The 24,538-nt window shown below is 72.3% G+C and carries 19 protein-coding genes; 2 read left to right on the forward strand and 17 right to left on the reverse strand.

The annotated features are described in order from the left end of the window. Positions 1-27: 27 nt before the first annotated feature. From ilvC to BG482_RS20250, 5 genes are all read right to left on the reverse strand, one after another. On the reverse strand, positions 28-1,026 hold the full coding sequence (gene ilvC / locus BG482_RS20230; RefSeq protein ID WP_069770470.1) for a ketol-acid reductoisomerase: 999 nt from the start codon (positions 1,024-1,026) through the stop codon (positions 28-30). Positions 1,027-1,145: 119 nt separating this feature from the next. Further along, complete coding sequence (ilvN, locus tag BG482_RS20235; RefSeq protein ID WP_069770471.1) at positions 1,146-1,670, reverse strand: acetolactate synthase small subunit; 525 nt, start codon at positions 1,668-1,670, stop codon at positions 1,146-1,148. Between the two features lie 22 nt (positions 1,671-1,692). After that, positions 1,693-3,540: an acetolactate synthase large subunit gene (locus BG482_RS20240; RefSeq protein ID WP_176741423.1), complete on the reverse strand. Its 1,848-nt coding sequence runs from the start codon at positions 3,538-3,540 to the stop codon at positions 1,693-1,695. Between the two features lie 255 nt (positions 3,541-3,795). After that, positions 3,796-6,873: an EAL domain-containing protein gene (locus tag BG482_RS20245; protein ID WP_069770473.1), complete on the reverse strand. Its 3,078-nt coding sequence runs from the start codon at positions 6,871-6,873 to the stop codon at positions 3,796-3,798. A 425-nt stretch (positions 6,874-7,298) separates the two neighbouring features. Beyond that, positions 7,299-8,276, reverse strand: coding sequence for a 2-hydroxyacid dehydrogenase (locus tag BG482_RS20250; RefSeq protein WP_069770474.1), 978 nt, complete (start codon positions 8,274-8,276; stop codon positions 7,299-7,301). A 75-nt stretch (positions 8,277-8,351) separates the two neighbouring features. Here BG482_RS20250 and BG482_RS20255 point away from each other — a divergent pair, with 75 nt between their 5' ends. Both BG482_RS20255 and BG482_RS20260 read left to right on the forward strand, forming a co-directional pair. Next, a complete protein-coding gene (locus tag BG482_RS20255) occupies positions 8,352-9,347 on the forward strand; it encodes an aldo/keto reductase (protein WP_069770475.1) in 996 nt (331 codons plus the stop codon). Between the two features lie 114 nt (positions 9,348-9,461). Further along, on the forward strand, positions 9,462-10,646 hold the full coding sequence (locus BG482_RS20260) for a sorbosone dehydrogenase family protein (RefSeq protein ID WP_176741424.1): 1,185 nt from the start codon (positions 9,462-9,464) through the stop codon (positions 10,644-10,646). Between the two features lie 6 nt (positions 10,647-10,652). Here the strand turns inward: BG482_RS20260 and BG482_RS20265 are convergent, their stop codons facing one another. The 12 genes from BG482_RS20265 to BG482_RS20320 all read right to left on the reverse strand — a co-directional run bounded on the left by BG482_RS20265 (position 10,653) and on the right by BG482_RS20320 (position 24,483). Next, positions 10,653-10,883 (reverse strand): DUF6191 domain-containing protein, encoded by a 231-nt coding sequence (locus BG482_RS20265; protein WP_069770476.1) that lies wholly within the window; start codon positions 10,881-10,883, stop codon positions 10,653-10,655. A 40-nt stretch (positions 10,884-10,923) separates the two neighbouring features. After that, a complete protein-coding gene (locus tag BG482_RS20270; protein WP_069770477.1) occupies positions 10,924-13,977 on the reverse strand; it encodes an AAA family ATPase in 3,054 nt (1,017 codons plus the stop codon). Between the two features lie 95 nt (positions 13,978-14,072). Continuing rightward, positions 14,073-14,279, reverse strand: coding sequence for a hypothetical protein (locus BG482_RS20275; RefSeq protein ID WP_069770478.1), 207 nt, complete (start codon positions 14,277-14,279; stop codon positions 14,073-14,075). 197 nt (positions 14,280-14,476) lie between these two features. Then, complete coding sequence (locus BG482_RS20280; RefSeq protein ID WP_069770479.1) at positions 14,477-15,055, reverse strand: hypothetical protein; 579 nt, start codon at positions 15,053-15,055, stop codon at positions 14,477-14,479. 35 nt (positions 15,056-15,090) lie between these two features. Beyond that, positions 15,091-15,666 (reverse strand): GNAT family N-acetyltransferase, encoded by a 576-nt coding sequence (locus BG482_RS20285; RefSeq protein ID WP_069770480.1) that lies wholly within the window; start codon positions 15,664-15,666, stop codon positions 15,091-15,093. Beyond that, positions 15,644-17,881: an MMPL family transporter gene (locus tag BG482_RS20290; protein ID WP_069770481.1), complete on the reverse strand. Its 2,238-nt coding sequence runs from the start codon at positions 17,879-17,881 to the stop codon at positions 15,644-15,646. Before BG482_RS20290 ends, BG482_RS20285 begins: the two co-directional genes overlap by 23 nt. A 177-nt stretch (positions 17,882-18,058) precedes the next feature. After that, complete coding sequence (locus BG482_RS20295; RefSeq protein WP_069770482.1) at positions 18,059-18,379, reverse strand: hypothetical protein; 321 nt, start codon at positions 18,377-18,379, stop codon at positions 18,059-18,061. Between the two features lie 86 nt (positions 18,380-18,465). Beyond that, complete coding sequence (gene gatB / locus BG482_RS20300) at positions 18,466-19,980, reverse strand: Asp-tRNA(Asn)/Glu-tRNA(Gln) amidotransferase subunit GatB (protein ID WP_069770483.1); 1,515 nt, start codon at positions 19,978-19,980, stop codon at positions 18,466-18,468. 15 nt (positions 19,981-19,995) lie between these two features. Beyond that, on the reverse strand, positions 19,996-20,235 hold the full coding sequence (locus BG482_RS20305) for a hypothetical protein (protein ID WP_069770484.1): 240 nt from the start codon (positions 20,233-20,235) through the stop codon (positions 19,996-19,998). Next, entirely contained in the window at positions 20,232-21,734 is a 1,503-nt protein-coding gene (gene gatA, locus BG482_RS20310; protein ID WP_069770485.1) for an Asp-tRNA(Asn)/Glu-tRNA(Gln) amidotransferase subunit GatA, read from the reverse strand. The genes BG482_RS20305 and gatA overlap by 4 nt, the downstream gene beginning before the upstream one ends. A 5-nt stretch (positions 21,735-21,739) precedes the next feature. Further along, on the reverse strand, positions 21,740-22,036 hold the full coding sequence (gatC, locus tag BG482_RS20315; RefSeq protein ID WP_007384860.1) for an Asp-tRNA(Asn)/Glu-tRNA(Gln) amidotransferase subunit GatC: 297 nt from the start codon (positions 22,034-22,036) through the stop codon (positions 21,740-21,742). 200 nt (positions 22,037-22,236) lie between these two features. Further along, the gene (locus BG482_RS20320) at positions 22,237-24,483 is read right to left on the reverse strand and encodes a bifunctional diguanylate cyclase/phosphodiesterase (RefSeq protein ID WP_069770486.1); all 2,247 of its coding nucleotides are present in this window, start codon (positions 24,481-24,483) and stop codon (positions 22,237-22,239) included. Positions 24,484-24,538 lie beyond the last annotated feature (55 nt).

Below are 24,538 nucleotides of genomic sequence, written 5' to 3' on the forward strand. Positions count from 1 at the left end.
AGTACGCTCCGGCCCCCGTCCCCGAGGCTACGCCTCTTCGTTCACCCAGCTCATCAGCTTGCGGAGCTGCTTGCCGGTGGTCTCCAGCAGGTGCTCGGAGTCCGCGTCCTTGTACTCGTTGTACTTCTTCAGACCGCCGTGGTACTCGTCCATCCAGTTCTGGGCGAAGGTGCCGTCCTGGATCTCGGCGAGGACCTGCTTCATCTCGGCCTTGGTGGCGTCGGTGATGATGCGCGGGCCGGTGACGTAGTCGCCCCACTCGGCGGTCTCGGAGACGCTCCAGCGCATCTTCTCCAGGCCGCCCTCGTACATGAGGTCCACGATCAGCTTCAGCTCGTGCAGGCACTCGAAGTAGGCGATCTCCGGCTGGTAGCCGGCCTCGACCAGGGTCTCGAAGCCCGCCTTGACCAGCGCCGAGGTGCCACCGCACAGCACGGCCTGCTCACCGAACAGGTCGGTCTCGGTCTCCTCGGTGAAGGTCGTCTTGATGACGCCCGCGCGGGTGCCGCCGATGCCCTTGGCGTACGACAGGGCCAGCGCGAAGGCGTTGCCCGTGGCGTCCTGCTCGACCGCGGCGATCGCGGGGACGCCGCGACCCTCCTCGTACTGGCGGCGGACCAGGTGACCCGGGCCCTTCGGGGCGACCAGGGCGACGTCGACGCCGGCCGGGGCCTTGATGAAGCCGAACCGCACGTTGAAGCCGTGGGCGAAGAACAGCGCGTCGCCGTCCTTCAGGTTGTCCTTGATGGACTCCTCGTAGACCTGGGCCTGGATCGGGTCCGGGATGAGGATCATGATGACGTCGGCCTCGGCGGCGGCCTCGGCCGGGGTCACCACGCGCAGGCCCTGCTCCTCGGCCTTGGCCTTGGACTTGGAGCCCTCGTGCAGACCGACCCGGACGTCGACACCGGAGTCACGGAGCGACAGGGCGTGGGCGTGGCCCTGGCTGCCGTATCCGATGACCGCGACCTTGCGGCCCTGGATGATGGACAGGTCGGCGTCGGCGTCGTAGAACAGCTCGGCCACTTTGGGTTCTCTCCTTGGGGTGCAGGTGTTGCGTCCCACCGTATGACGGCGGGCGGAAGGGAAGTCTCGGGGTCTCGGTATGCGGGCGGCCGGATGACCCCGGCCGCCCGTTCCGTGTCTTAAGCCGATCGGTCGAGGGAGCGCAGCGACCGGTCCGTGATCGAACGTGCGCCACGGCCGATCGCGATCGTGCCGGACTGGACCAGTTCCTTGATGCCGTACGGTTCCAGCATCTTGAGCATGGCGGACAGCTTGTCGCTGCTTCCGGTGGCCTCGATGGTCACGGCCTCCGGGGAGACGTCGACGGTCTTGGCGCGGAACAGCTGGACGATCTCCACGATCTGGGAGCGCGTCTCGTTGTCGGAGCGCACCTTCACCAGAACGAGTTCGCGCTGAACGGCCTGTCCCGGCTCCAGCTCGACGATCTTCAGCACCTCGACGAGCTTGTTGAGCTGCTTGGTGACCTGCTCCAGCGGCAGGGCCTCCACGCTCACCACGATCGTGATGCGGGAGATGTCGGCGTGCTCGGTGACGCCGACGGCGAGCGAGTCGATGTTGAAGCCGCGGCGCGAGAACAGGGCGGCGATCCGGGCCAGGATGCCCGGCTTGTTCTCCACCAGGACCGAGAGCGTGTGCTTGGACATGTCTTCTTTACGTCTCTCTCGCTCAGTCGTCTTCGTTGTCGCCGAAGTCGGGGCGGACGTCCCGGGCGGCCATGATCTCGTCGTTGGAGGTGCCGGCGGCGACCATCGGCCACACCATCGCGTCCTGGTGGACGATGAAGTCGACGACGACCGGACGGTCGTTGATCGAGTTCGCCTCCTCGATGGCCTTGTCGAGGTCGTCCGGGGACTCGCAGCGGATCGCGTGGCAGCCCATGGCCTCGGACAGCTTCACGAAGTCCGGGACGCGCGTGCCCCGGGCGTTCGGGTTCACGTCGTCCGGACCGGAGTGCAGCACCGTGTTGGAGTAGCGCTGGTTGTAGAACAGGGTCTGCCACTGGCGGACCATCCCGAGGGCGCCGTTGTTGATGATGGCGACCTTGATCGGGATGTTGTTCAGGGCGCAGGTGGTGAGCTCCTGGTTGGTCATCTGGAAGCAGCCGTCGCCGTCGATCGCCCAGACCGCCCGGTCCGGCACGCCGGCCTTGGCGCCCATCGCGGCCGGGACCGCGTAGCCCATCGTGCCCGCGCCTCCGGAGTTCAGCCAGGTGGCGGGCTTCTCGTACTGGACGAAGTGGGCGGCCCACATCTGGTGCTGGCCGACGCCCGCGGCGAAGATCGTCCCCTCGGGGGCGAGCTGTCCGATCCGCTCGATGACCTGCTGCGGGGAGAGCGAGCCGTCGGAGGGCTGGTCGTAGCCGAGCGGGTAGGTCTCGCGCCAGCGGCTGAGGTCCTTCCACCAGGCGGTGTAGTCGCCCCGGTGGCCCTCGCTGTGCTCCTTCTGGACGGCCTGCACCAGGTCCGCGATGACCTCGCGCGCGTCGCCCACGATCGGGACGTCGGCGGTGCGGTTCTTGCCGATCTCCGCCGGGTCGATGTCGGCGTGGACGATCTTGGCGAAGGGCGCGAAGCTGTCCAGCTTGCCGGTGACGCGGTCGTCGAAGCGGGCGCCGAGGGCGACGATGAGGTCGGCCTTCTGCAGTCCGGTGACGGCGGCCACGGAACCGTGCATGCCGGGCATGCCCAGGTGCTGCGAGTGGCTGTCGGGGAACGCGCCCAGCGCCATCAGCGTCGTGGTGACGGGCGCGCCGGTCAGCTCGGCGAGGACCTTCAGCTCGGCGGTGGCGCCGGCCTTGAGCACGCCGCCGCCGACGTACAGGATCGGCCGCTTGGCGGCGGTGATCAGCTTGGCGGCCTCGCGGATCTGCTTGGCGTGCGGCTTGGTCACCGGGCGGTAGCCGGGCAGATCCATGACGGGCGGCCAGGAGAACGTGGTCTTCGCCTGGAGGGCGTCCTTGGCGATGTCGACCAGGACCGGGCCGGGGCGGCCGGTGGAGGCGATGTGGAACGCCTGCGCGATGATCCGCGGGATGTCCTCGGCCTTGGTGACCAGGAAGTTGTGCTTGGTGATCGGCATGGTGATGCCGACGATGTCCGCCTCCTGGAAGGCGTCCGTGCCGATCGCCTTGGAGGCCACCTGTCCGGTGATCGCCACGAGCGGCACCGAGTCCATGTGGGCGTCCGCGATGGGGGTCACCAGGTTGGTGGCGCCGGGCCCGGAGGTGGCCATGCAGACGCCGACCCGGCCGGTCGCCTGGGCGTAGCCGGTGGCGGCGTGTCCGGCGCCCTGCTCGTGCCGGACCAGGACGTGACGGACCCGGGTGGAGTCCATCAGCGGGTCGTAGGCGGGAAGGATCGCACCGCCGGGAATGCCGAATACCGTGTCGGCGCCGACCTCCTCGAGAGAACGGATGAGGGACTGCGCACCCGTCACGTGCTCGACGGAGGCGGAGTGCTGTCCTCCGGATCGGGGCCGCGGCTGCGGATGGGCCCCGGTGGCCTGCTCGGTCATCGGCATTCTCTTCTCGATGCTGAGGGTTTTACTGAGGGTCGTGCGGGTGGTGCCGGTCCTGCTGGGGGTGAAGCCTGCGGGTTTTGTGCAACAAAAAACCCCTCGTGCCAAAAGGCAAGCGAGGGGAGCGCGCCGGGTGTGGGTCGCGGTGAGTTCCGGTCCGCCCGGACGTCACCAGCTTCAGCCGACGCGCTTTCCAAGTACGAGAATTCGGGTGCGCATGGCATTGACCCTCCCCCTGGCGCGCACCGACTGTCAAGTGGGTGGGACGGGAGTCTCATTATGTGAGCGACGGGCACTTCCGCTCCCCAGCACGGCCGTGACGCCGCCGGCGACGACGCCACCGGCGTGGACACCACTGGTGTACACCCCCGCGCCTCCGCCCGCGAACGCAGGCTCGGCGGGCTCGTGCGGAACCGGGAAGCGGCCTGCCGCCAGGGCCCGGCGCAGCCGGTACTCGTCCAGCGGCCCGGAGAAGGCCGTGCCCTGGCCATGGGTGCAGCCCATCGCGCGCAGGGCGACGACCTGTTCGGGGAGGTCCACACCGTCGGCGACCGACTGCACTCCCAGGTCGCAGGCGATCCGCAGCAGCCCGCTGGTGATCTTGTGCAGCCGCGCGGACTCGACGACGCCCTCGACCAGCGAACGGTCCAGCCTGAGGATGTCCACGGGGAGGCGGCGCAGCGCTGTGAGGGCGGCGTAGCCACTGCCGAAGCCGTCCAGGGCGATGCGGACCCCGAGGCGCTTCAGGGCCCCCAGGCGGCGCTCCAGCTCGTCCAGCGGCACCCGGGGGTCGGTGTCGGAGAGCTCGACCACCAGTGAACCGGAGGGCAGCCCGTGCCGGGTCAGCAGCGCCTCCACCGAGCCCAGCGGCATCGAACGGTCCGTCAGCCGCCGGGCGTTCACCCGCACGACCACCGGCAGGGTGAGCCCGCTCGCGGCCCGGTCGGCGGCCTGCTCGACGGCCTCCTCCAGCACCCAGCGGCCCAGCTCGGCCGCCTTGTCGCCGTCCTCCGCGACCCGCAGGAACTCGGCGGGCGTGAAGAGGACGCCCTGGGAGGAGCGCCAGCGGGCCTGCGCGGCCACCGACGTGATCCGGCCGTCCTCGAGGCGCACCACGGGCTGGTGCAGCAGCGCGAACTCGCCGTCGTGCAGTGCGGCCCGCAGACGGGTCGCCAGCTCCGCCTTGCGTACGACGTCCTGCTGCATCTGCGGCTTGTAGAGCTCGACCCGGCCCTTGCCGCCGGCCTTGGCGCGGTACATGGCGAGGTCGGCGTTGCGCAGCAGCTCGCCGGCGCCGAGACCGGGGTCGGCGAAGGCGACGCCGATGGACGCGGCGACCCGGACCTCGTTGCCGTCGATGAGGTACGGCTGGGAGAGGGTGAGCCTGAGGCGGTCGGCGAGTTCCAGTATGTGCCGTTCACGGGCCGCGCGGTCGCGGGCGCCGTCGCCGACGATCAGGGCCGCGAACTCGTCGCCGCCCAGCCGGGACGCGGTGTCTCCCTTGCGGACGGCGTCCTGGAGCCTGCGGGCGGCCTGGACCAGGAGCTGGTCGCCGGCCGCGTGGCCGATGGTGTCGTTGACGGCCTTGAACCCGTCGAGGTCGATGAAGAGGACCGCCGTGCCCCGCAGGGCCGCGCCGCGGTCGGAGCTGCGCCGGCCGGACAGGGCCTGCTGGACGCGCCGGGTGAACAGCGCGCGGTTGGGGAGGTCGGTGAGCGGGTCGTGCTCGGCGTTGTGCTGGAGCTGGGCCTGCAGCCGCACACGCTCGGTGACGTCCCGGCTGTTGAAGATCAGACCGCCGTGGTGGCGGTTGACGGTGGACTCGACGTTGAGCCAGCCGCCGTCGCCGGAGCGGAACCGGCACTCGATGCGGGTGGTGGGCTCGTCCTGGGGGCTGGCGGCGAGGAAGCGGCGCACCTCGTGCACCACGCCGCCCAGGTCCCCGGGGTGGATCAGGTCGGCCAGCTCGGTGCCCACCAGGTCCTCGGCGGGCCTGCCGTAGACGCCGGCGGCGGCCGGGGAGACGTAGCGCAGGACCCCGCTGGGCGCGGCGATCATGATGACGTCGCTGGAGCCCTGCACCAGGGAGCGGAAGTGGTTCTCCTTCTGGGCCAGTTCCTGGGTGAGGGTGATGTTGTCGAGCAGCATGATCCCCTGGCGCACCACCAGCGCCAGCACCACGGTGCCGCCGGTCAGCAGTACCACGCGGTCGACGCTGCGGCCGTTGAGGACGTTGTAGAGGATCCCCAGGGTGCAGACGGCGGCGGCGAGATAGGGGGTGAGCGCGGCCAGGGAACCGGTGATGGGCCGGGTGACCGGAGACCGGCCGTGGTCGCCTCCTTGTGGAGGCGCCTGCGCCTGGAGGTGCGGGGGCTGTTGCGGGGAGCCCGGGGCCCGCGGCGGCGCCGGGGGCCGGCCGCCGGTGCGCTGGCCGGGCAGGTGCTCGAGCACCACGCGCGTGTGCCCCTCCTCGGCCGTCCGGCGGCGGGAGGCGGCCCAGGGCGCGTAGGCCAGCAGCAGGGAGCCGGCGAACCAGCCCGCGTCGAGGAGCTGGCCCGAGTGGTAGTTGTTGTGCAGCAGCGGCGAGGTGAACAGCGCGTCGCACATCACGGTCAGCGCGAGCGCGCCCACGGCCGTGTTCACCGCCGTGCGGTTCACCGAGGTGCGCCGGAAGTGCAGCACGAGCACCATGCTCACCAGCGCGATGTCCAGCAGCGGATACGCCAGCGACAGCGCGGCGTGCGCCACGCTCGGCCCGTCGAACTTCGCGGCCTGGGCGAGCGCGAGGCTCCAGGAGAGGGTGAGCAGCGAGCCGGCGATCAGCCAGGCGTCCAGCGCCAGGCAGACCCAGCCGGCCTTGGTCATGGGGCGGGCGGCGAGCACCAGCAGCCCCACGATGGCGGGGGGCGCGAAGCACAGGAAGAACAGGTCGGCGAAGCTGGGGCTGGGCACGGGACGGCCCAGGACCACTTCGTACCAGCCCCAGACCAGGTTGCCGAGGGCCGCCATCGCCGAGGAGAGCGAGAACAGCATCCAGGCGGGTCGAAAGCGGACGCGGCGGCTGCGTGCGTAGAGGAGGCACGAGACGGCGGCCGTGCCGGCCGCGCCGGTCAGCCCGAAGTCACCCATGATCAGCGCGAGTCGGTCGGAGCCCCAGTCCAGCGCGGAGCCGACGGCGTACACCGCGCAGACCAGGGCCAGCAGAAGTTGGTGGGCCAGGTTCGATCCGGGGCCGTGGGCGGACGGCGGTCCGAGGCGCGGCCTCCCGGTCGGGGGCTGGGTCCGCAGCGCCCCGTCGAGGAGGGGCGTGGAGGTCGACGGCGAACTCACCGCGCCCTCCCGGTCTGCCGCGTCGCTCCCGGGTCCCGAGGGCTGGGGTGCGGCGGCTGGGTCCGCCTCCCGCGACCGCCGCACCCGCGCGGGGGTGGGCCGTGGGGAGGACCGTGGTGAGTGCGGTGGCCGTGTGCGCCCGCTGCCGGGTGCCAGGGTCGCCGCCGGCGGCTCCGCCGCGTCGGATCGTTCGTCCATAGGCCGTGCATCGCCCGTCGCCCCCCTCACAAGTCTGAAATGTCCATCCCTGACGCCGATCGTGCGCGGCGCAGCCCCTGTCGGGACGATACACCAGTCTCGTCACTCAGGGACATAGTTCCTCTACGCTGCGTGACGATCATCGGCATATGCGTCCGGATGAGGTACAGAACGCGTCCGCGGGACTGCGGAGCGTGCGCGAACAGGGACGGAGAACCCCCGGGCCGTCAGATCCCGTTGTCGGTGCCCGTCGTCACGATCACGTTGCGCAGGGGCTCTTGGTTCACGAAGCGGCTCAACTGGTCGGCCAGCAGTCGCTCGGCGCGAGGCCGGAAGGCGGAGCTGGGTCCGCCGACGTGCGGGCTGATGAGGACGCCCGGCGCGGTCCACAACCGGTGTCCCGGGGGCAGGGGTTCGGGGTCGGTGACGTCCAGGGCGGCGATGAGGCGGCCCTTCTCCAGTTCGGCGAGCAGCGCATCGGTGTCGACGACCGCCCCGCGGGCCACGTTGACCAGCAGCGCGCCGTCCTTCATCCGGCCCAGGAAGTCGGCGTCGACCAGACCGCGCGTGCTGTCGTTCAGCGGCGTGGAGACGATCACCACGTCCGCCTCGGGGAGCAGGCCGGGCAGTTCGGCGATCGGATGCACGGGACCGCGCGCCGTCGTGCGCCAGGAGCGCGCGACGCGCGCCACCCGCGCCACCTCGAACGGCACGAGCCGGTCCTCGATGGCGGAGCCGATGGAGCCGTACCCGACGACGAGGACGTTCTTGTCGGCGAGCGCGGGATGGAACGCGCTCTGCCAGCGCCCCTCGTCCTGCGCGCGGACGAACTGGGGGATCCCGCGCAGCGCGGCCAGGGTCAGGGTGAGCGCCAGCTCCGCGGTGCTCGCCTCGTGCACCCCGCGCGCGTTGCACAACTGCACCCCGGGCACGAGATCCGCCAGCCGCGCGGTGATGTCGTCGACGCCGGCGGTGAGGGTCTGCACGACCTGGAGGCGGCGCATCTCCCGCAACGGGCGCACCTTCACGGGCTGCCGCTTCATGTACGGCACCACGTACACGACGCAGCGCGCGGGATCTCCGGGGAACGGCTGGTCGCCGGCCTCTCCCCCGTCCCAGAAAAGGTAGTCGAGCCCGTCCGGAAGCCCGTCGATCTCGTCGGGCGGGATGGGCAGCCATACGTCGCGTGCCTGGTCAGCGGTCATGTCAGGAGGCTATGTCAGGCGTGTGTCGGCCCAGCGGTTAGGTTGGGGGGTCCGGCGAGGGAGGGTCACGAGCAGGTGGAGCGCAGGACGATCGGCGCGGGGGCGCTCGAGGTGGGGGCCGTGGGCCTCGGGTGCATGCCGATGAGCTGGGCGTACAGCGGGTCGCGGCAGCGGGGCGACGAGTCGCTCAGGGCGGTGAACCGGGCGCTGGACACGGGGTCGTCCCTGCTGGACACCGCCGACATGTACGGCCCCTTCACCAACGAGCTGTTGCTGGGGCGGGTGTTGAAGGAGCGGCGCGCGGACGCTTTCGTGTCGACGAAGGTGGGTCTGCTCGTCGGCCAGCAGCACATCGTCGCCAACGGCCGTCCCGGGTACGTGAGACGGGCCTGCGACGCGTCGCTGCGGCGTCTGCAGACGGACGTCATCGACCTCTACCAGTTGCACCGCGCCGACCCCGAGGTCCCGGTGGAGGAGACATGGGGCGCGATGGCGGAGCTCGTGCGGGCGGGCAAGGTACGGGCGTTGGGGTGGTGCGCGGTGGGGGCGCGCGGCGGTCGCCGGTCGGGCGGACTGTACGACGGAACGATTCGGCAGTTGCGGCGCGTCCAACAGGTCTTCCCGGTGGGCGCGGTGGAGGCGGAACTGTCGGTGTGGTCGCCCGAGGCGCTGGAGACCCTGCTGCCGTGGTGCGAGGCCCGGGGCGTCGGGTTCCTGGCGGCGATGCCGCTCGGCAACGGCTTCCTCACCGGCACGCTGAAACCCGGCCAGGGCTTCGAACCGGACGACATGCGGGCCCGGCATCCCCGGTTCACCGCCGAGATGATGGCCGCGAACCAGCCGATCGTCGCCGGGCTGCGCCGGGTCGCCGCACGGCACGGCGAGGAGGTGACGGCGGCGCAGGTGGCGCTGGCCTGGGTGCTGACGCGGGGCCGGCACGTCGTCCCGGTCCCGGGCGCCAAGCAGGAGCGCTGGGTGACGGAGAACGCGGCGGCGGCCGGGCTGCGCCTGACGCCGCAGGATCTGGCGGAGGTGGCGAAGCTGCCGGCGGCGCGGGGATCGTGGGAGTGAGTGACACACGTGGGTGGCGTCCCCGCGGATCGGGAACCCGGGAGACGCGAACTGCGTAGGACTAGGCGTAGGGCGAGTGGAGCCCGCCGAAGGAACCGCCGTGCCGAAGGGACCGTGATCGTGGGACGTCGAGCTGTGTCCGCCGTGCTGGCCGTGCTGGCCGGGGGCTCCCTGCTGGCGACGGCCGGCTGTTCCTCCGGCGCCGGAGGGTCGCCGGGCGCCTCCGCCAGCGCCTCCCCCGGCGCTGCCACCGCGTCGGCCTCGCCGCCCGCCGGGCGCACCCCGCCCGCGAAGGGCACGGTCACGGTGGTGCGCACCGTCGCGGAGGGCCTGGGCAGCCCCTGGGGTCTGGCTCCCCTTCCCGAGGGCGGCCTGCTCGTCGCCTCGCGCGACAAGGGGACGATCACACGGGTCGACGAGAAGACGGGCGCGAAGACGGAGCTCGGCGAGGTGCCCGGCGTCTCCGCCGCGGGCGAGGGCGGTCTGCTGGGCCTCGCCCTCTCCCCCCGGTACGCCTCGGACCACATGGTCTACGCATACGTCACCACGGCCTCGGACAACCGCGTCGTCCGCATGCTCTACGACGCGAAGCGACCGGCCGACGACCAGCTGGGGGCGCCCGACACGGTCTTCAAGGGCATTCCCAAGGGCATGATCCACAACGGTGGCCGGATCGCCTTCGGCCCCGACGGCATGCTGTACGCCGGCACGGGCGAGAACGGCGACCGCGGGCTGGCCCAGGACAAGAAGTCCCTGGGCGGCAAGATCCTGCGCCTGACCCCGGAGGGCGAACCGGCCGCCGGCAACCCCTTCCCGGACTCACCGGTGTACTCGTACGGCCACCGCAACGTGCAGGGCCTGGCCTGGGACGCCGAGCAGCGGCTGTTCGCCTCGGAGTTCGGCCAGGACACCTGGGACGAGCTGAACGCGATCGCGCCGGGCGCCGACTACGGCTGGCCGATCGCGGAGGGCAAGAGCGCCGGGGGCGGGAGCGCGAACGCGAAGTTCCGCGACCCGATAGCCCAGTGGCACACCGACGACGCCTCCCCCAGCGGCATCGCCTACGCCGAGGGCTCGATCTGGATGGCCGGTCTCAAGGGACAGCGCCTGTGGCGCATCCCCCTCAGGGGCACGACGGCCTCGGCGGCCCCGCAGGCCTTCCTCGAGGGCGAGTACGGCCGGCTGCGCACGGTGGTGTCTGCGGGCGGGGACCGGCTGTGGGTCACGACCAGCAACACGGACGGCCGCGGCCACCCGAAGGCGGGCGACGACCGGATCCTGGAGCTGCGGGTGAGCTGAGCGCCGTCACCCGGCCTCGGGCGGCGGCTCCTCCCAGGCCGGCTCCTCCTGGGGCGGCTCCTCCCCCGCCGGGTCGGGCCCGGCCGCCCGGACCACGACCCTTCCGGAGGCGAGGTCTATCGGTCCGTGCCCCGGATCGGCGTCGCCGACGTCCTCCCGGGTCAGCTCCAGCCGGTTCTGCTCGTCCCGGGTGTGCTTGCGGCCCGGTGCGAAGAGTTCCTCGAAGGGATTGAACATCGTCCTCCTCCGCCGTGCCTGGTCACGGGCCTGAGCCCCATTATCGCGCGGTCACCCGGTCTTCGGCCTTCGGCGGGAACAGCCCCAGCCGGTGGGCCACCGCCGCCGCCTCGCCCCGGCCCGAGACGTCGAGCTTGGACAGGATGTTCGAGACATGAACGCTCGCCGTCTTCGGCGAGATGAACAGCTCCCCGGCGATCTGGCGGTTGGTACGGCCCTCGGACACCAGGCGCAGGACGTCCCGTTCCCGGCTGGTCAGGCCCAGGGCGGTGAGCGGATCGGCGGGAGCCGCCGAGGCGTCCGGCCGGCCCGCGACGGGGGCCAGGGACAGCCGGGCCCGCCGGCCGAGCAGGGCGACGGCGTCGGCGAGGGGGCGGGCGCCGAGGTGGCCGGCCACCGCGTGGGCGAGGCGCAGGAGCTCGGCTGCCCGGTCGCGCTCGGATTCGCCGCCGGTGGAGAGCAGGGCCTCCGCCAGACGGTGCCGGGTGCGGGCGAGGTCGTAGGGGCGCTCCAGGCGTTCGAAGGCGGTGACGACCTCGCACCAGTCGTCCGGAGCGGTGCGGCCCTCGGCCCGCAGGAGTTCGGCACGGACCCAGTGTTCGTGGGCCTGCCACACGGGCGCGATCGTGACGAGCTTCTTGGCGGCGGCCCGGATCCGGGCCAGGAGGTCGGCGCGGCCGGCGTCGGCGGCGGACAGCGCGCGGGCGTCGCCCTCGACGGAGGCGGCGGCGAGCAGCAGGGGCCATGCGTCGCGCTGGGTGCCGAGCGGGAAGCCCCGGTCGAGGACGGGGGCGACGTGGGCGCGGGCGTCCAGCGGACGGCCCTGTGCCGCGGCCAGTTGGACGGCGAGACGGGTCAGAGGAAGGTGGTGCTGGGGTGCGTGCTCCTGGGAGCCGAAGAAGTTCCTCCCCGCGTCGAGTTGGCGCTCGGCTTCGGCGAGATCGCCGCGTGCGAGGGCGAGTTCGGCGCGTAGGGTGGCGTGGACCCCTCGGACCGCCACGCCCTGGCCCACTCGGCCGGCGGCGGCGCAGGCGCGGTCGGCCTCGTCCCATCGGCCCAGGGAGAGCAGGGATTCGGCGAGGTTGCCCCACACCCAGGCCTCGGTGTCGGGCGGTCCGTGCCGTCGCGCGAAGTCGAGGCCCTTCTCCAGCATCGGGACGGCCTCCCGGGAGCGGCCGACCGCCTCCAGTTCGGAGGGGAGGTTGACATAGGCGTTCAGGGCGACGGAGGGGGCGTCCTCGGCGAGGGCCCGCTCCCTGACCTCGTGCAGTTCCGCGAGCCCGGCCTCGATATGGCCGGCGTGGACCATGAGGACCCCGAGGATCTGGCGGGCGTCGAGCTCGGTCTCGCGGGAGCCGACCATGCGGGCGTACTGCACGGCACGCTCGGCCGCCTCGTAGGCCTCGGGGCCGGGGGCGTGGATCGTGGACCAGTTGGCTATGTGGGTGAGCACCTCGGCGTGCACCGCGCTGGGCGGCAGTCCGCGCAACAGCTCCTGTGCGGTGGCCAGTTCCTCACGGCCGCTGCCCCGGCCCAGGGAGCGGGCCAGCCGGGAGCGCTGCATCCAGAACCAGGCGGCGCGCAGGGGGTCGTCCTCGTCCTCCAGCAGCCGCAGCGCCCGCTTGGCGATCTTCAGGGCGCGTTCGCGTTCTCCGCAGTAGCGGCCGGCGACGGCGGCCTCGGCCATGAGGTCGAGATAGCGCAGCGGGGTGGTGCCGGGGTCGCAGCCGCACGGAGGGTAGGCCTCGGTGTAGTCGACGGGACGCAGCGCGGCCCGCACGTCCTGCGGGGCGGACTCCCACAGTTCCATCGCCCGTTCCAGCAGCCGCAGCTGCTCGCTGTAGGCGCGCCGGGAGCGGGCCTCGACGGAGGCGTCGAGGACGGCGGGCAGGGCCTTGGCCGGGTCGTGGGCGTGGTACCAGTAGCTGGCCAGCCGCATGACGCGTTCGTCGGCGGGGACGAGTGTCGGGTCGCCCTGCAGGGCCTCGGCGTAGCGGCGGTTGAGGCGGGCGCGTTCGCCGGGCAGGAGGTCGTCGCTGACGGCCTCGCGGACCAGGGAGTGGCGGAAGCGGTAGCCGTCGCCGTCCGGGGTGGCGAGCAGCAGGTTGGCGTTCACGGCGGCGCGCAGCGCCTCGATGAGGTCGTCCTCGGCGAGCCGGGCGACGGCGTCGAGCAGCCGGTACTCGACGGTGGAGCCGCCCTCCGCCACGATCCGGGCGACGTGCTGGGCGCTCTCGGGCAGCGCCTCGACGCGGACCAGCAGCAGGTCGCGCAGGGAGTCGGTGAGGCCGGCGCAGCAGCCCTCGTGGGCGGCGACGGCCAGCTCCTCGACGAAGAAGGCGTTGCCGTCGGAGCGTTCGAAGATGTCGTCGACCTGGGCGGGGTCGGGTTCGTGGGCGAGGATGCCGGCGATCTGGCGGCAGACCTCGTCACGGGTGAGTCGGGCCAGTTCGAGGCGGTGGACGGTGCGCAGCCGGTCGAGTTCGGCGAGCAGGGGGCGCAGCGGATGGCGGCGGTGGATGTCGTCGGCGCGGTAGGTGGCGAGGACGACGAGGCGGCCGGCGCGCAGGGTGCGCAGCAGGTAGGACAGGAGGTGGCGGGTGGAGGCGTCGGCCCAGTGCAGGTCCTCCAGGACGAGGACGACGGTGTGCTCGGCCGCGACGCGTTCCAGGAGACGGGCGGTGAGTTCGAAGAGGCGGGCCATGCCCTCCTCGTCGTGGCGGCCGGTCCGGCTCTGCCCCAACTCCGGTAGCAGCCGGGCGAGTTCCTCCTCCTGGCCGGCCGCGCAGGCGGCCAGTTCGTCCGGCAGCGCGCGGCGCAGGGCGCGCAGGGCGGTGGAGAACGGGGCGAAGGGCAGTCCGTCGGCGCCGATCTCGACACAGCCGCCGAGGGCGACGACGGCGCCGCGGCGGCAGGCGGCCGTGGCGAACTCCTCGACCAGCCTGGTCTTTCCGACGCCGGCCTCGCCGCCGATGAGCAACGCCTGTGGCTCTCCCGCCGCGGCGCGGGAGAGCGCCTCGTTCAGGGTGTCCAACTCGTCGGCGCGGCCGACGAAGACGGGGCTGACTGACCTGGTCTCCACGGGGGCGAGCATGGCACGCGGGAACGAGGAGGGCCCAGCGGATATCGCCGGGCCCTCCTCTGCGGGGCGGCCGACCCCCGTACGGCCACCCCGCTCCACGGCGGTGTTCACGCCGGCCGGGGGAAGCCGAACCGGCGCGGACGGCGGGTATGCGATTCGCTCTCGGCGTCACCGTCCGACCGCTGGGCGGTGCGTGAGGCGGCCTCGCGACGGGCGGCGCGGGCGTTGCGGGCCGCCTCGTGGGCCAGCCGCTCGTCGGCGGCCCGGCGGCGCAGTTCGGCGGAACGGGCCTGGTGGAGCTCGTACTCGTACATGGTGTGTGTCCCCTGAGAGGTCGGTGTCGGGCTTCGCTTGCTGCGATGCCTCCACCTTCGTCCGCCAGGGGGGTACGCCACATCGGGAGAGTTCCGCATCTTCGGCGGCGGACGGCGCCTTAGACGCGCCGAAGGGGCCTCAGGACGGCCGTAAGGTGCTTACGGCCGGCCTAAGGCCCCTCGTGACGTGCGCGGACTCAGCCGGCGGAGGGCAGGCCGAGCAGGGCGTCGGTGTACTTCAGGACGGCCAGCAGCAGGCCGATGACGCCGAGGGCCACGCCGGCCCAGGAGACCGACTTGATCCAGGCCGCCTGCGGACGGGCGGGGCTGCCGAAGGCGGGGCGTGCCAGCACGACGACGCCGGTGACCAGCGCGGCCAGGGCGAAGAGACCGGCCCACAGCGCGGTGGCCTGCCAGGCGTCGCCGTAGATCACCTCCAGCTGCTTGGCGACGGTCGTGCCCGAGGAGGCGGACGTCTGCAGCTGGCCGACAAGGGTCTGGCGGGCGCCGGCGAGGGTGCCGATCCAGCTGCCGGTGAGCGAGACGAAGCCGAGCGCGGCGGAGACGACGGCGCCCGCGCCCTGGCCGACGCCGACGGAGCCGTCCGCGACGGCGGCCTCGTCCTCGGCGGCGAGCTCGTCGGCGTCCTCCGGGGAGTGCGGGGCCTCCTCGGTCACCTCGTTCGCGGCGTCGGTCCCGGTGAGGGCCGCCTTCTCGTCGTCGGTCGTGGTCCCGGCGGTCTCGGCGCCGGTCTCGTCAGCAGTCTTGGTTCCCATACCTCGCACCGTACGGACGCTCTCTGAGAGGTCCCTTAATGATCGTCGTGAGCGGCACGCGCACGTGCGTCGCGCCACTCCTGGGCCAGCACGGACCACACCTCGAGGTCGTGCCGCACCCCACGATAGGGGTACGCCTGCCGGTGCACGCCGTCGCGGGTCATGCCGAGCCGCCGGGCGACGTTCAGGCTGGGGGCGTTACCCGCGGAGGCGATCCACTCGATGCGCTGGATCCCCCGCTGCTCCACGGCGAAGTCGATCAGCACCCGGACGGCCCTGGTGATCAGCCCGCGGCCGGTCCCGGAGGGCTCCAGCCAGCAGCCGACCTCACAGTTCCCCGCCTGGGCGTCGAAGTTCAGGAAGAGCACGCCGCCCACGAGCCGGCCGTCCAGCCACAGGCCGTGCAGCGAGCCGGTGTCGGCGGCCCGCATGTCGGCGTAGCGCTGGAGCACCTCGCGCGCGCCGGCCGGGTCCACGGCCTTCGAGCCGAAGGGGACGTACTGGTTGATGAACTCGCGGCCGCGTTCGAGGTGTGCGAGGAACTCCTCGGCGTGCCAGGGCTCCAGGGGGCGCAGCTCGGCTCCGTCGTCACCCAGCGATATCGCGTACATCCGGCTGCGGCTCCTTCTCCAGTACATGTGCTGTGTCCACTGCCTCCGCGAGCCTCTCATGGGCGGCGCGGCACTCGGGCGGTTCGATGCTGATCCTCGGCAGGCGCCGGTCGAGCCCGCGGGGCAGCCACCAGTTGGCGCCGCCGAGCAGGTGCATCAGCGCGGGCACCAGGAGCGTGCGCAGCACGAAGGCGTCGAGGGCGACGGCGGCGGCGAGGCCGATGCCGAACATGGCGATCACCCGGTCGCCGCTGAGGACGAAGGCCAGGAACACCGAGATCATGATGACGGCGGCGGAGTTGATCACCCGGCTGGTCTCGGCGAGGCCGACCCGGACGGCGCGCCGGTTGTCACCGGTCTCCAGCCACTCCTCGTACATCCGGCTGACCAGGAAGACCTGGTAGTCCATGGAGAGACCGAACAGCACCGACACCATGATCACGGGGAGGAAGGGCTCGATCGGCCCGGCCCGGCCGAGGCCCAGCAGCTCGCTCCCCCAGCCCCACTGGAAGATCGCGACGACGACGCCGAACGCGGCGGCCACGGCGGCGACGTTCATCACCGCGGCCTTGAGCGGGATGCCGACGGACCGGAACGCGAGCAGGAGCAGCAGAGCGCCCAGGGTGATGACGACCCCGACGAACAGCGGCAGCTTGCCGACGATGACGTCCGCGAAGTCGTCGTAGCCGGCGGTCACCCCGCCGACCTGCACGTCGAGGGAGGTGCCGGCCTGCGCGCGCGGCAGCACCTCGGTGCGCAGCCGGTCGACGAGCTCGCTGGTGCGCGGCGACTGCGGCGAGGACTGCGGCACGACCGTGAGGTGGGCGGCGTGGCCGCCGGAGTCGAAGGTCACCGGCGTCACGGACGCCACCCCGTCGGCGGCGCGCAGGGCCGTGTCGAGGTTGTCCAGGGCGAGCCGGTCCTCGGCGCCCTGGACGCGGGTCACCAGGGTCAGCGGACCGTTCACGCCGGGGCCGAAGCCTTCGGCGAGGAGGTCGTAGGCCTGGCGCGTGGTGGCCGATTTCGGGGCGTTGCCCTGGTCGGAGGTGCCCAGGCGCAGGGAGAGGGTGGGCAGGGCGAGGACCGCGATGACGACGAGGGCGAGCGCACCGAGCAGCCGGGGGTGGCGCTCGACGAACGCCGACCAGCGGGCGGCGAGCCCGGTCGGCAGCTCGGGCTGCGGCCCGTGGTCGGCGAGGCGGCGTCGTTCGCGGCGGCTGAGGGCGTGCATGCCGAGGAACGACAGCAGGGCCGGCAGCAGCGTCACGGAGGCGGCGACGGTGAGGACGACGGTCAGTGAGGCGGCGACCGCCACGCCGTTGAGGAAGCTCAGGCGCAGGGTCAGCATGCCGAGCAGGGCCAGGCACACCGTGGCGCCCGCGAAGACCACGGCGCGTCCGGTGGTGGCCACCGCGTTCCCGGCGGCCTCGGCGACCGGCAGCCCGCGTTTCAGTCCGCGCCGGTGCCGGGTGACGATGAACAGCGCGTAGTCGATGCCGACACCGAGTCCCACGAGCAGACCGAGCATGGGGGCGAAGTCGGCGACGGTCATGGCGTGCCCGAGCAGCGCGATCCCCGCGTACGCGGTGCCCACCCCGACCAGGGCGGTGGCGATGGGCAGCGCCGAGGCGGCGAGGGAGCCGAAGGCGAGGAACAGCACCACCGCGGCGACGGCCACGCCGACGATCTCGGCGGCATGGCCGCCGGAGGACTCGGTGAGGGCTATCGCGCTGCCGCCCAGTTCGACCTGGAGGCCGTCGCCGCGGGCGGCCTCGGCGGTGTCGACGACGGTCTGCGCCTCGCCGCGGTCGACGTCCTCGGCGCGGTCCTCGAAGACGACGGTGGCGTAGGCCGTGTGCCCGTCCTTGCTGATCTGCGCCGCGCCCTGCCCGTCGTAGGGCCCGGCGACGGAGGCCACACCGGGCAGGTCGGCGATCTTCTCCAGCGTGCGGGTCATGGTCTGTTCGACGTCGACGGCGCGGACCGTGCCCTGCGTGGTGTGCCAGACGACGGTGTCGCTGTCGCCGCCGAGGCCCGGGAAGGCCTCGGTGAGCAGGTGCGTGGCGCGGCCGGACTCGGTGCCGGGAACCTCGTAGTCGTCGGAGTACGCGGAGCCTGCGACGACGGCCGCCGTGGCCGTGCCGCCCAGGGCCAGCAGCCAGAGCACCACCACGAGCAGGCGGTTGCGGACACACCAACGTGCGAGGGCTGCCACTGACGTGCTCCCGGAGGTGAATTGTGGATCTTTGACCGGGAAACAGCCCGCAAAGAACGTATGAGCGATACGGGTTCACTCTTGCAGGCGCACGAGATCGTTTGTCGTGTTCGTGTGGCTTTTCACAGGAGTGGGAGACAGATCACAGGACAATAACGTCCGTGCTGTCGGGGCACGTCAGTCGGCCTGGTCGCCGAACGCCATCACCGTGACGCCGGCGACGAGCAGCCACAGGGCGCGCCGGGTGCGGCCCCGGGATCCGAGGAACGCAGCGAGGGCGCAGACGACGGCGCCGAGGGCGTAGGCCGCCGGGACGAGGGCCGGAGCGGAACGGGTGAGGCGTATGAGGGACGCGGCGAGGCCGGCGAGGGTGAGCAGCGCTCCGGTGGCGGTCGCCGTCCAGCGGGCCCGTCGGGCGTCCTCGGTGCCGTACTCCTCGTCCGGGCCCTCCAGGTCCTCCGTGTCGCTGTGGGGTTCGGAGTCGGTTCGTGCACTCATGGCGGGCGAGCGTAGCGCGTCGCGTTCGCGGCAGGGCAAAGGGGTGCACCGGCTCGCGGTGCACCCCTTCGGGAGTCCGGCGGGGCTCAGCCCTCGCTGACGCCCAGCTTCTCCAGGATCAGCTCCTTGACGCGGGCCGCGTCGGCCTGGCCGCGCGTGGCCTTCATCACCGCGCCGACCAGGGCGCCGGCCGCCGCGACCTTGCCGCCGCGGATCTTGTCGGCGACGCCCGGGTTGCCCGCGATGGCCTCGTCGACGGCCGTGCCGAGCGCGGAGTCGTCGGAGACGACCTTCAGCCCGCGCTTGTCGACGACCTCGTCCGGGCCGCCCTCGCCCGCGAGGACGCCCTCGATGACCTGGCGGGCCAGCTTGTCGTTCAGATCGCCCTTGAGGACCAGCTCGGCGACCCGCGCGACCTGCGCCGGCGTGATGGCCAGCTCGTCGAGCGCGACGCCCGACTCGTTGGCGCTGCGGGCCAGTTCGCCCATCCACCACTTGCGGGCCGAGGCCGCGTCGGCCCCGGCGTCGATGGTGGCGACGATCAGGTCCAGCGCACCGGCGTTCAGGATCGACTGCATGTCGGTGGCGGAGATGCCCCACTCGGCGACCAGCCGGTTGCGGCGGACCAGCGGCAGCTCCGGCAGTCCGGCGCGGATCTCCTCGACCCACGCGCGCGACGGGGCGACCGGCACCAGGTCGGGCTCCGGGAAGTACCGGTAGTCCTCGGCCTCCTCCTTCACACGGCCCGAGGTCGTGGACCCGGTGTCCTCGTGGAAGTGGCGGGTCTCCTGGATGATCGTGCCGCCGCCGTTCAGCACGGCCGCGTGCCGCTGGATCTCGAAACGGGCCGCGCGCTCCACGGACCGCAGCGAGTTCACGTTCTTCGTCTCGGACCGCGTGCCGAACTTCTCCCGGCCGTGCGGGCGCAGCGACAGGTTCACGTCGCAGCGCATCTGGCCCATCTCCATGCGGGCCTCGGAGACGCCGAGCGCCTTGATGACCTCGCGCAGCTCACGCACGTACGCCCGGGCGACCTCGGGAGCACGCTCGCCCGCGCCCTCGATCGGCTTGGTGACGATCTCGATGAGCGGGATGCCGGCGCGGTTGTAGTCCAGCAGCGAGTGGGACGCGCCGTGGATGCGGCCGGTGGCGCCGCCGACGTGGGTCGACTTGCCGGTGTCCTCCTCCATGTGGGCGCGCTCGATCTGCACCCGGAAGGTCTCGCCGTCCTCCAGCTGCACGTCGAGGTAGCCGTCGAAGGCGATCGGCTCGTCGTACTGGGAGGTCTGGAAGTTCTTCGGCATGTCCGGATAGAAGTAGTTCTTCCGGGCGAAGCGGCACCACTCGGCGATCTCGCAGTTCAGCGCGAGACCGATCTTGATCGCCGACTCGATCCCGATCGCGTTGACGACCGGGAGCGCGCCGGGCATGCCGAGGCAGGTGGGACAGGTCTGCGTGTTGGCGTCCTGACCGAGCTCGGTCGAACAACCGCAGAACATCTTCGTCTTGGTGCCGAGTTCGACATGGACCTCGAGGCCCATGACGGGGTCGTACGACGCGAGTGCGTCCTCGTACGACACCAGGTCGGTCGTGGTGGTCACGGTGAAACTTCCCTCTCAGCCCAGCAGGACGTCGTCGTCGCCCAGCCGCTTCAGCTCGCGGTACAGGATGGCGAGGCCGGTGACGATGGCGACGGCGGACACGGTGGCGTCGATCAGGACCAGCGTGTCCTTCTCGGCACGGGCCTTCTTGAGCCGCTTGGCGACGCCGATCGCGCCGAACGCGGTCCCGGCGATGGACAGGTACGTACCGGACTTGGACTTCTTGAAGCCCTTGGCCTTGTTCAGTGCGCTCACAGCGACGGAGCCTCCTCGAGAAGCGGGTGACCCCACCTTTCCACGAAGGCGGCCTCGACGGCGGCGCCGACCTTGTACAGACGGTCGTCCTTCATCGCCGGGGCGATGATCTGCAGCCCGACCGGGAGGTCGTCCTCCGGGGCCAGACCGCAGGGCAGCGACATGGCCGCGTTGCCCGCGAGGTTGGTCGGGATGGTGCACAGGTCGGCCAGGTACATCGCCATCGGGTCGTCGGCGCGCTCGCCGATCGCGAAGGCGGTGGTCGGGGTCGTCGGCGAGACGATCACGTCGACCTGCTCGAAGGCCTTCTCGAAGTCGCGCGTGATGAGCGTGCGGACCTTCTGCGCGGAGCCGTAGTAGGCGTCGTAGTAGCCGCTCGACAGGGCGTACGTGCCGAGCATGATGCGCCGCTTGACCTCGGGACCGAAGCCCGCCTCACGGGTGAGGGAGGTGACGTCCTCGGCGGAGCGGGTGCCGTCGTCGCCGACGCGCAGGCCGTAGCGCAGGCCGTCGAAACGGGCCAGGTTGGACGAGCACTCGGACGGCGCGATCAGGTAGTACGCCGGCAGGGCGAGGTCGAAGGACGGGCAGTCCAGCTCGACGATCTCCGCGCCCAGCTCCTTCAGCAGCGCGACGGACTCGTCGAACCGCTGGATGACGCCGGCCTGGTAGAACTCGCCGCGGAACTGCTTGACGACACCGACGCGCATGCCGTCGACGCTGCCGTTGCGGGCGGCCTCGACGACCGGCGGGACGGGCGCGTCGATGGACGTCGAGTCCAGCGGGTCGTGCCCGGCGATGACCTCGTGCAGCAGCGCGGCGTCCAGGACCGTGCGGGCGCAGGGGCCGCCCTGGTCGAGGGAGGACGAGAAGGCGACCATGCCGTACCGCGAGACCGCGCCGTACGTCGGCTTCACGCCGACCGTGCCGGTGACCGCGGCCGGCTGGCGGATGGAACCGCCGGTGTCCGTGCCGATGGCCAGCGGCGCCTGGAAGGACGCGAGGGCGGCGGAGGAGCCGCCGCCGGAGCCGCCGGGGATCTTGGTGAGGTCCCAGGGGTTGCCGGTCGGGCCGTAGGCGCTGTTCTCGGTGGAGGACCCCATGGCGAACTCGTCCATGTTGGTCTTGCCGAGGATGACCACGTCGGCGGCCTTCAGCCGCTTGGTGAGCGTCGCGTCGTACGGCGGGATCCAGCCCTCGAGGATCTTCGAGCCGACGGTCGTCGGGATGCCCTCGGTGGTGAAGATGTCCTTGAGGGCGAGCGGGACGCCGGCGAGGGGCCCGAGCTTCTCGCCGCGCTCCCGCTTCTCGTCGACGGCGCGGGCCTGCGCGAGGGCGCCCTCGCGGTCGACGTGCAGGAAGGCGTGGACCTTCTCGTCGACGGCCTCGATGCGCGCCAGGTGCGCCTCGGTGACCTGGACGGCCGTGAGCTCGCCGGAGGCGATCTTCGCGGCGGTCTCGGCGGCGGTGAGCTTGATGATGGTGACGTTGTCCGTCATGGCGGTTAGTCCTCCCCCAGGATCTGCGGCACCTTGAAACGCTGCTGCTCCTGGGCCGGGGCGCCGGAGAGCGCCTGCTCGGGGGTGAGCGACGGACGGACCTCGTCCGCCCGCATGACGTTGGTCAGCGGGAGCGGGTGCGAGGTCGGCGGTACGTCTTGGTCGGCGACCTCGCTGACGCGGGCGACCGCGCCGATGATGTCGTCCAGCTGTCCCGCGAAGTGTTCGAGCTCTTCGGGCTTCAGCTCCAGACGCGCCAGCCGGGCGAGGTGGGCGACCTCCTCGCGCGTGATGCCAGGCATGCAGCGTTCCTCTGGGGTGGAGTGAGTGAGTGTGTGCTTCCGCCCAATCCTAGGGTGCGGGGCGGCCTACCCGTGAAACGGTTCGGCTCGCCTCCCGGGTTCCCACCGGCGTTCCGCGGCTGCGGCGCCCTCGCCGGGCCTCGGCCCACGGGCGCCGGCGAACGGGTGAACGTGTGGGGCGAAGGGGGCGGAGGGGGCGGCTACTCGTCCGACGCGGCCGCCGGGAGGGCCGCGGCGGGGCGCTGCCAGCCGCGTGAGCCGCGGGCCCGCAGCCAGGCCGTCGTCTCCTCGGGGGGCATCGCGGCGGCGACCAGCCAGCCCTGGACCGCGTCGCAGCCCAGGTCGCGCAGACGTTCCCACGTCTCGTCGTCCTCGACGCCCTCGGCGACCACCAGCAGGCCCAGGGAGTGCGCGAGGTCGAGGGTGCAGCGCACGATCTCGGCGTCCTCGGGGTCCACGGCCAGCCGGGCCACGAACGAGCGGTCGATCTTCAGCTCGCTCACCGGCAGCCGGCGCAGATGGACCAGGGAGGAGTAGCCGGTGCCGAAGTCGTCCAGGGACATCTTGACTCCGTGGCCGGTCAGCGCGTTGAGGGTGTCGGCGGCGCGCTGCGGGTCCTCCAGGAGGACGTGCTCGGTTATCTCCAGTTGGAGCGCTCCCGCGGGCACTCCGTGCCGGGCGAGGCGGGCGGCGACGGATCCGGCGAACCCCGGTGTGTGGACGTCGCGGGGGGACACGTTCACCGCGACCGGCACGTACAGGCCCTGGGCCCGCCACCGGGCGACCTGGGCGAGCGCGGTGTCCAGCACGTACTCCGTCAGATAGGGCATCAGCCCGGACGACTCGGCGATCGCTATGAACTCGTCCGGCGGCACCTTCCCGCGCTCCGGGTGCACCCAGCGGACCAGGGCCTCGAGTCCCGCCACCTGTCCGTCGAAGCGGACCTTCGGCTGGTAGTGCAGCTGTACCTCGTGCGCGTCGAGGGCGCGCCGCAGGTCGCCCAGCAGGCCGAGCCGGTCGGGGGTGTTGGAGTCGCGCTTGGACTCGTACACCTCGACTCCGGTGCGGTCCCGCTTGGCCTGGTACATCGCCACGTCGGCACGGCGCAACAGGCCCTCGGCGTCGAGGGCGTGGTCGGGGAAGACGGCGACCCCGGCGCTGGCCTCCAGCACGAGGGTGAGGCCGTCGAGGTCGAGCGGCGAGCTCAGGTCGGCGACCAGGGCGCGGGCGATCCGGCTCGCGGAGGTGGTGGAGTCCGCGACGGGCAGTAAGACGGCGAACTCGTCCCCGCCGAGCCGCGCGACCTCCGCCCCGCGCGGGAGGGCGACCCGCAGCCGGTCGGCTATCTGCAGCAACAGGCGGTCGCCGGCGAGATGGCCGAGGGTGTCGTTGACGGAGCGGAAGCGGTCGAGGTCGATCAGCATCAGTGCGGCCCGGGCGCCGATGCGTTCGGCGTCGTCCAGGGCGGTCCAGATGCGCTCCAGCAGCCACTGACGGTTGGGCAGCCCGGTGAGCGGGTCGCGCAGCTGCTCCTCGGCGCGGGCGCGCGCTATCCACAGGGTGGAGTCGAGGGCGATGAGCGGGATCGCGAACAGCGGCAGCAGTACGGGCTTGGCCAGGGCCACCACGCAGATCAGCGGGGCGATGCCCAGCAGGGCGACCGCCACCAGGCCCTGTCTGACCAGGGCGGTGCGGGCGACGGTGGGCAGTCCGCCGACGCGGGGGGCGTGGAGATACCAGAGCAGGACGCGGGTGACGGCGAGGTAGGCGACGGCCACCAGCATGACCTGGGGAGCGGTGTAGAGCGTCCAGGTGCCGGGGGCCCAGGGGCGCTCCACGGACGGTATCCGCCCGCAGGCGGCCAGCAGGAGCGCGCCCGCGCCGATGCCGAGGATGTCCACCGCGCCGTGCAGGACGCCCTGCCGCCAGCGGTGGCGCCGGGCTATGCCGACCAGCACGACGACGGTGAGGCTGACCAGGCCGGCGGGCACCCACCCGTACAGCAGCAGCACGGCGAGGGTGAGGGCGGCGCCGGAGCCGGTGCCGCCCCACCAGCGGGCGCGGCCGAGCAGGACGAGATGTCCGACGACGACGCCGGCCAGGACGGCCAGCGCCCAGCCGGCCTCACCGGACGGGAAGAGCGCATGGCCGTCGGTGAAGGCGCGGTAGAACCCCGCGCCGAGGGCGAAGGCGGCCGCTCCGACGACGGTCGCGGGCAGTGCGGGCCAGGACAGATGCCGGTCGGACGCGGCGCCGCCGGGCAGACCGGGAGGCGGCTGGACGGAGGCACGCGCGTCCAGGGTGGAGTGCGGCTCGGTGTGCGGTACGTACGCCTCCGCCCCCGGACGTCCTTCGGAGCGCTCCGTCCACCAGCTCCCCCACCAGACGCCGGCGACCCGGCGTCGGCGCACCGCCTCGCCCGGGGCGGCGCTCTCGGTCGGTTCCATTCCCGTCCCTCTCACAGCCGGCGGTGCCCACGCCACGCGGCCCGTTGCCCGACGA

The sequence above is a fragment of the Streptomyces sp. LUP30 genome (assembly GCF_001746365.1).
In the GTDB taxonomy this organism is placed as follows: domain Bacteria; phylum Actinomycetota; class Actinomycetes; order Streptomycetales; family Streptomycetaceae; genus Streptomyces.

Coding starts and splice junctions, on each gene's coding strand:
- BG482_RS20285 (WP_069770480.1), bottom strand. CDS start 15,666: ATGTACGCGATATCGCTGGGTGACGACGGAGCCGAGCTGCGCCCCCTG.
- gatC (WP_007384860.1), bottom strand. CDS start 22,036: ATGCCTGGCATCACGCGCGAGGAGGTCGCCCACCTCGCCCGGCTGGCG.
- gatA (WP_069770485.1), bottom strand. CDS start 21,734: ATGACGGACAACGTCACCATCATCAAGCTCACCGCCGCCGAGACCGCC.
- BG482_RS20275 (WP_069770478.1), bottom strand. CDS start 14,279: ATGTACGAGTACGAGCTCCACCAGGCCCGTTCCGCCGAACTGCGCCGC.
- BG482_RS20320 (WP_069770486.1), bottom strand. CDS start 24,483: ATGGAACCGACCGAGAGCGCCGCCCCGGGCGAGGCGGTGCGCCGACGC.
- BG482_RS20265 (WP_069770476.1), bottom strand. CDS start 10,883: ATGTTCAATCCCTTCGAGGAACTCTTCGCACCGGGCCGCAAGCACACC.
- ilvN (WP_069770471.1), bottom strand. CDS start 1,670: ATGTCCAAGCACACGCTCTCGGTCCTGGTGGAGAACAAGCCGGGCATC.
- BG482_RS20240 (WP_176741423.1), bottom strand. CDS start 3,540: ATGACCGAGCAGGCCACCGGGGCCCATCCGCAGCCGCGGCCCCGATCC.
- BG482_RS20270 (WP_069770477.1), bottom strand. CDS start 13,977: ATGCTCGCCCCCGTGGAGACCAGGTCAGTCAGCCCCGTCTTCGTCGGC.
- BG482_RS20280 (WP_069770479.1), bottom strand. CDS start 15,055: ATGGGAACCAAGACTGCTGACGAGACCGGCGCCGAGACCGCCGGGACC.
- BG482_RS20250 (WP_069770474.1), bottom strand. CDS start 8,276: ATGACCGCTGACCAGGCACGCGACGTATGGCTGCCCATCCCGCCCGAC.
- BG482_RS20295 (WP_069770482.1), bottom strand. CDS start 18,379: ATGAGTGCACGAACCGACTCCGAACCCCACAGCGACACGGAGGACCTG.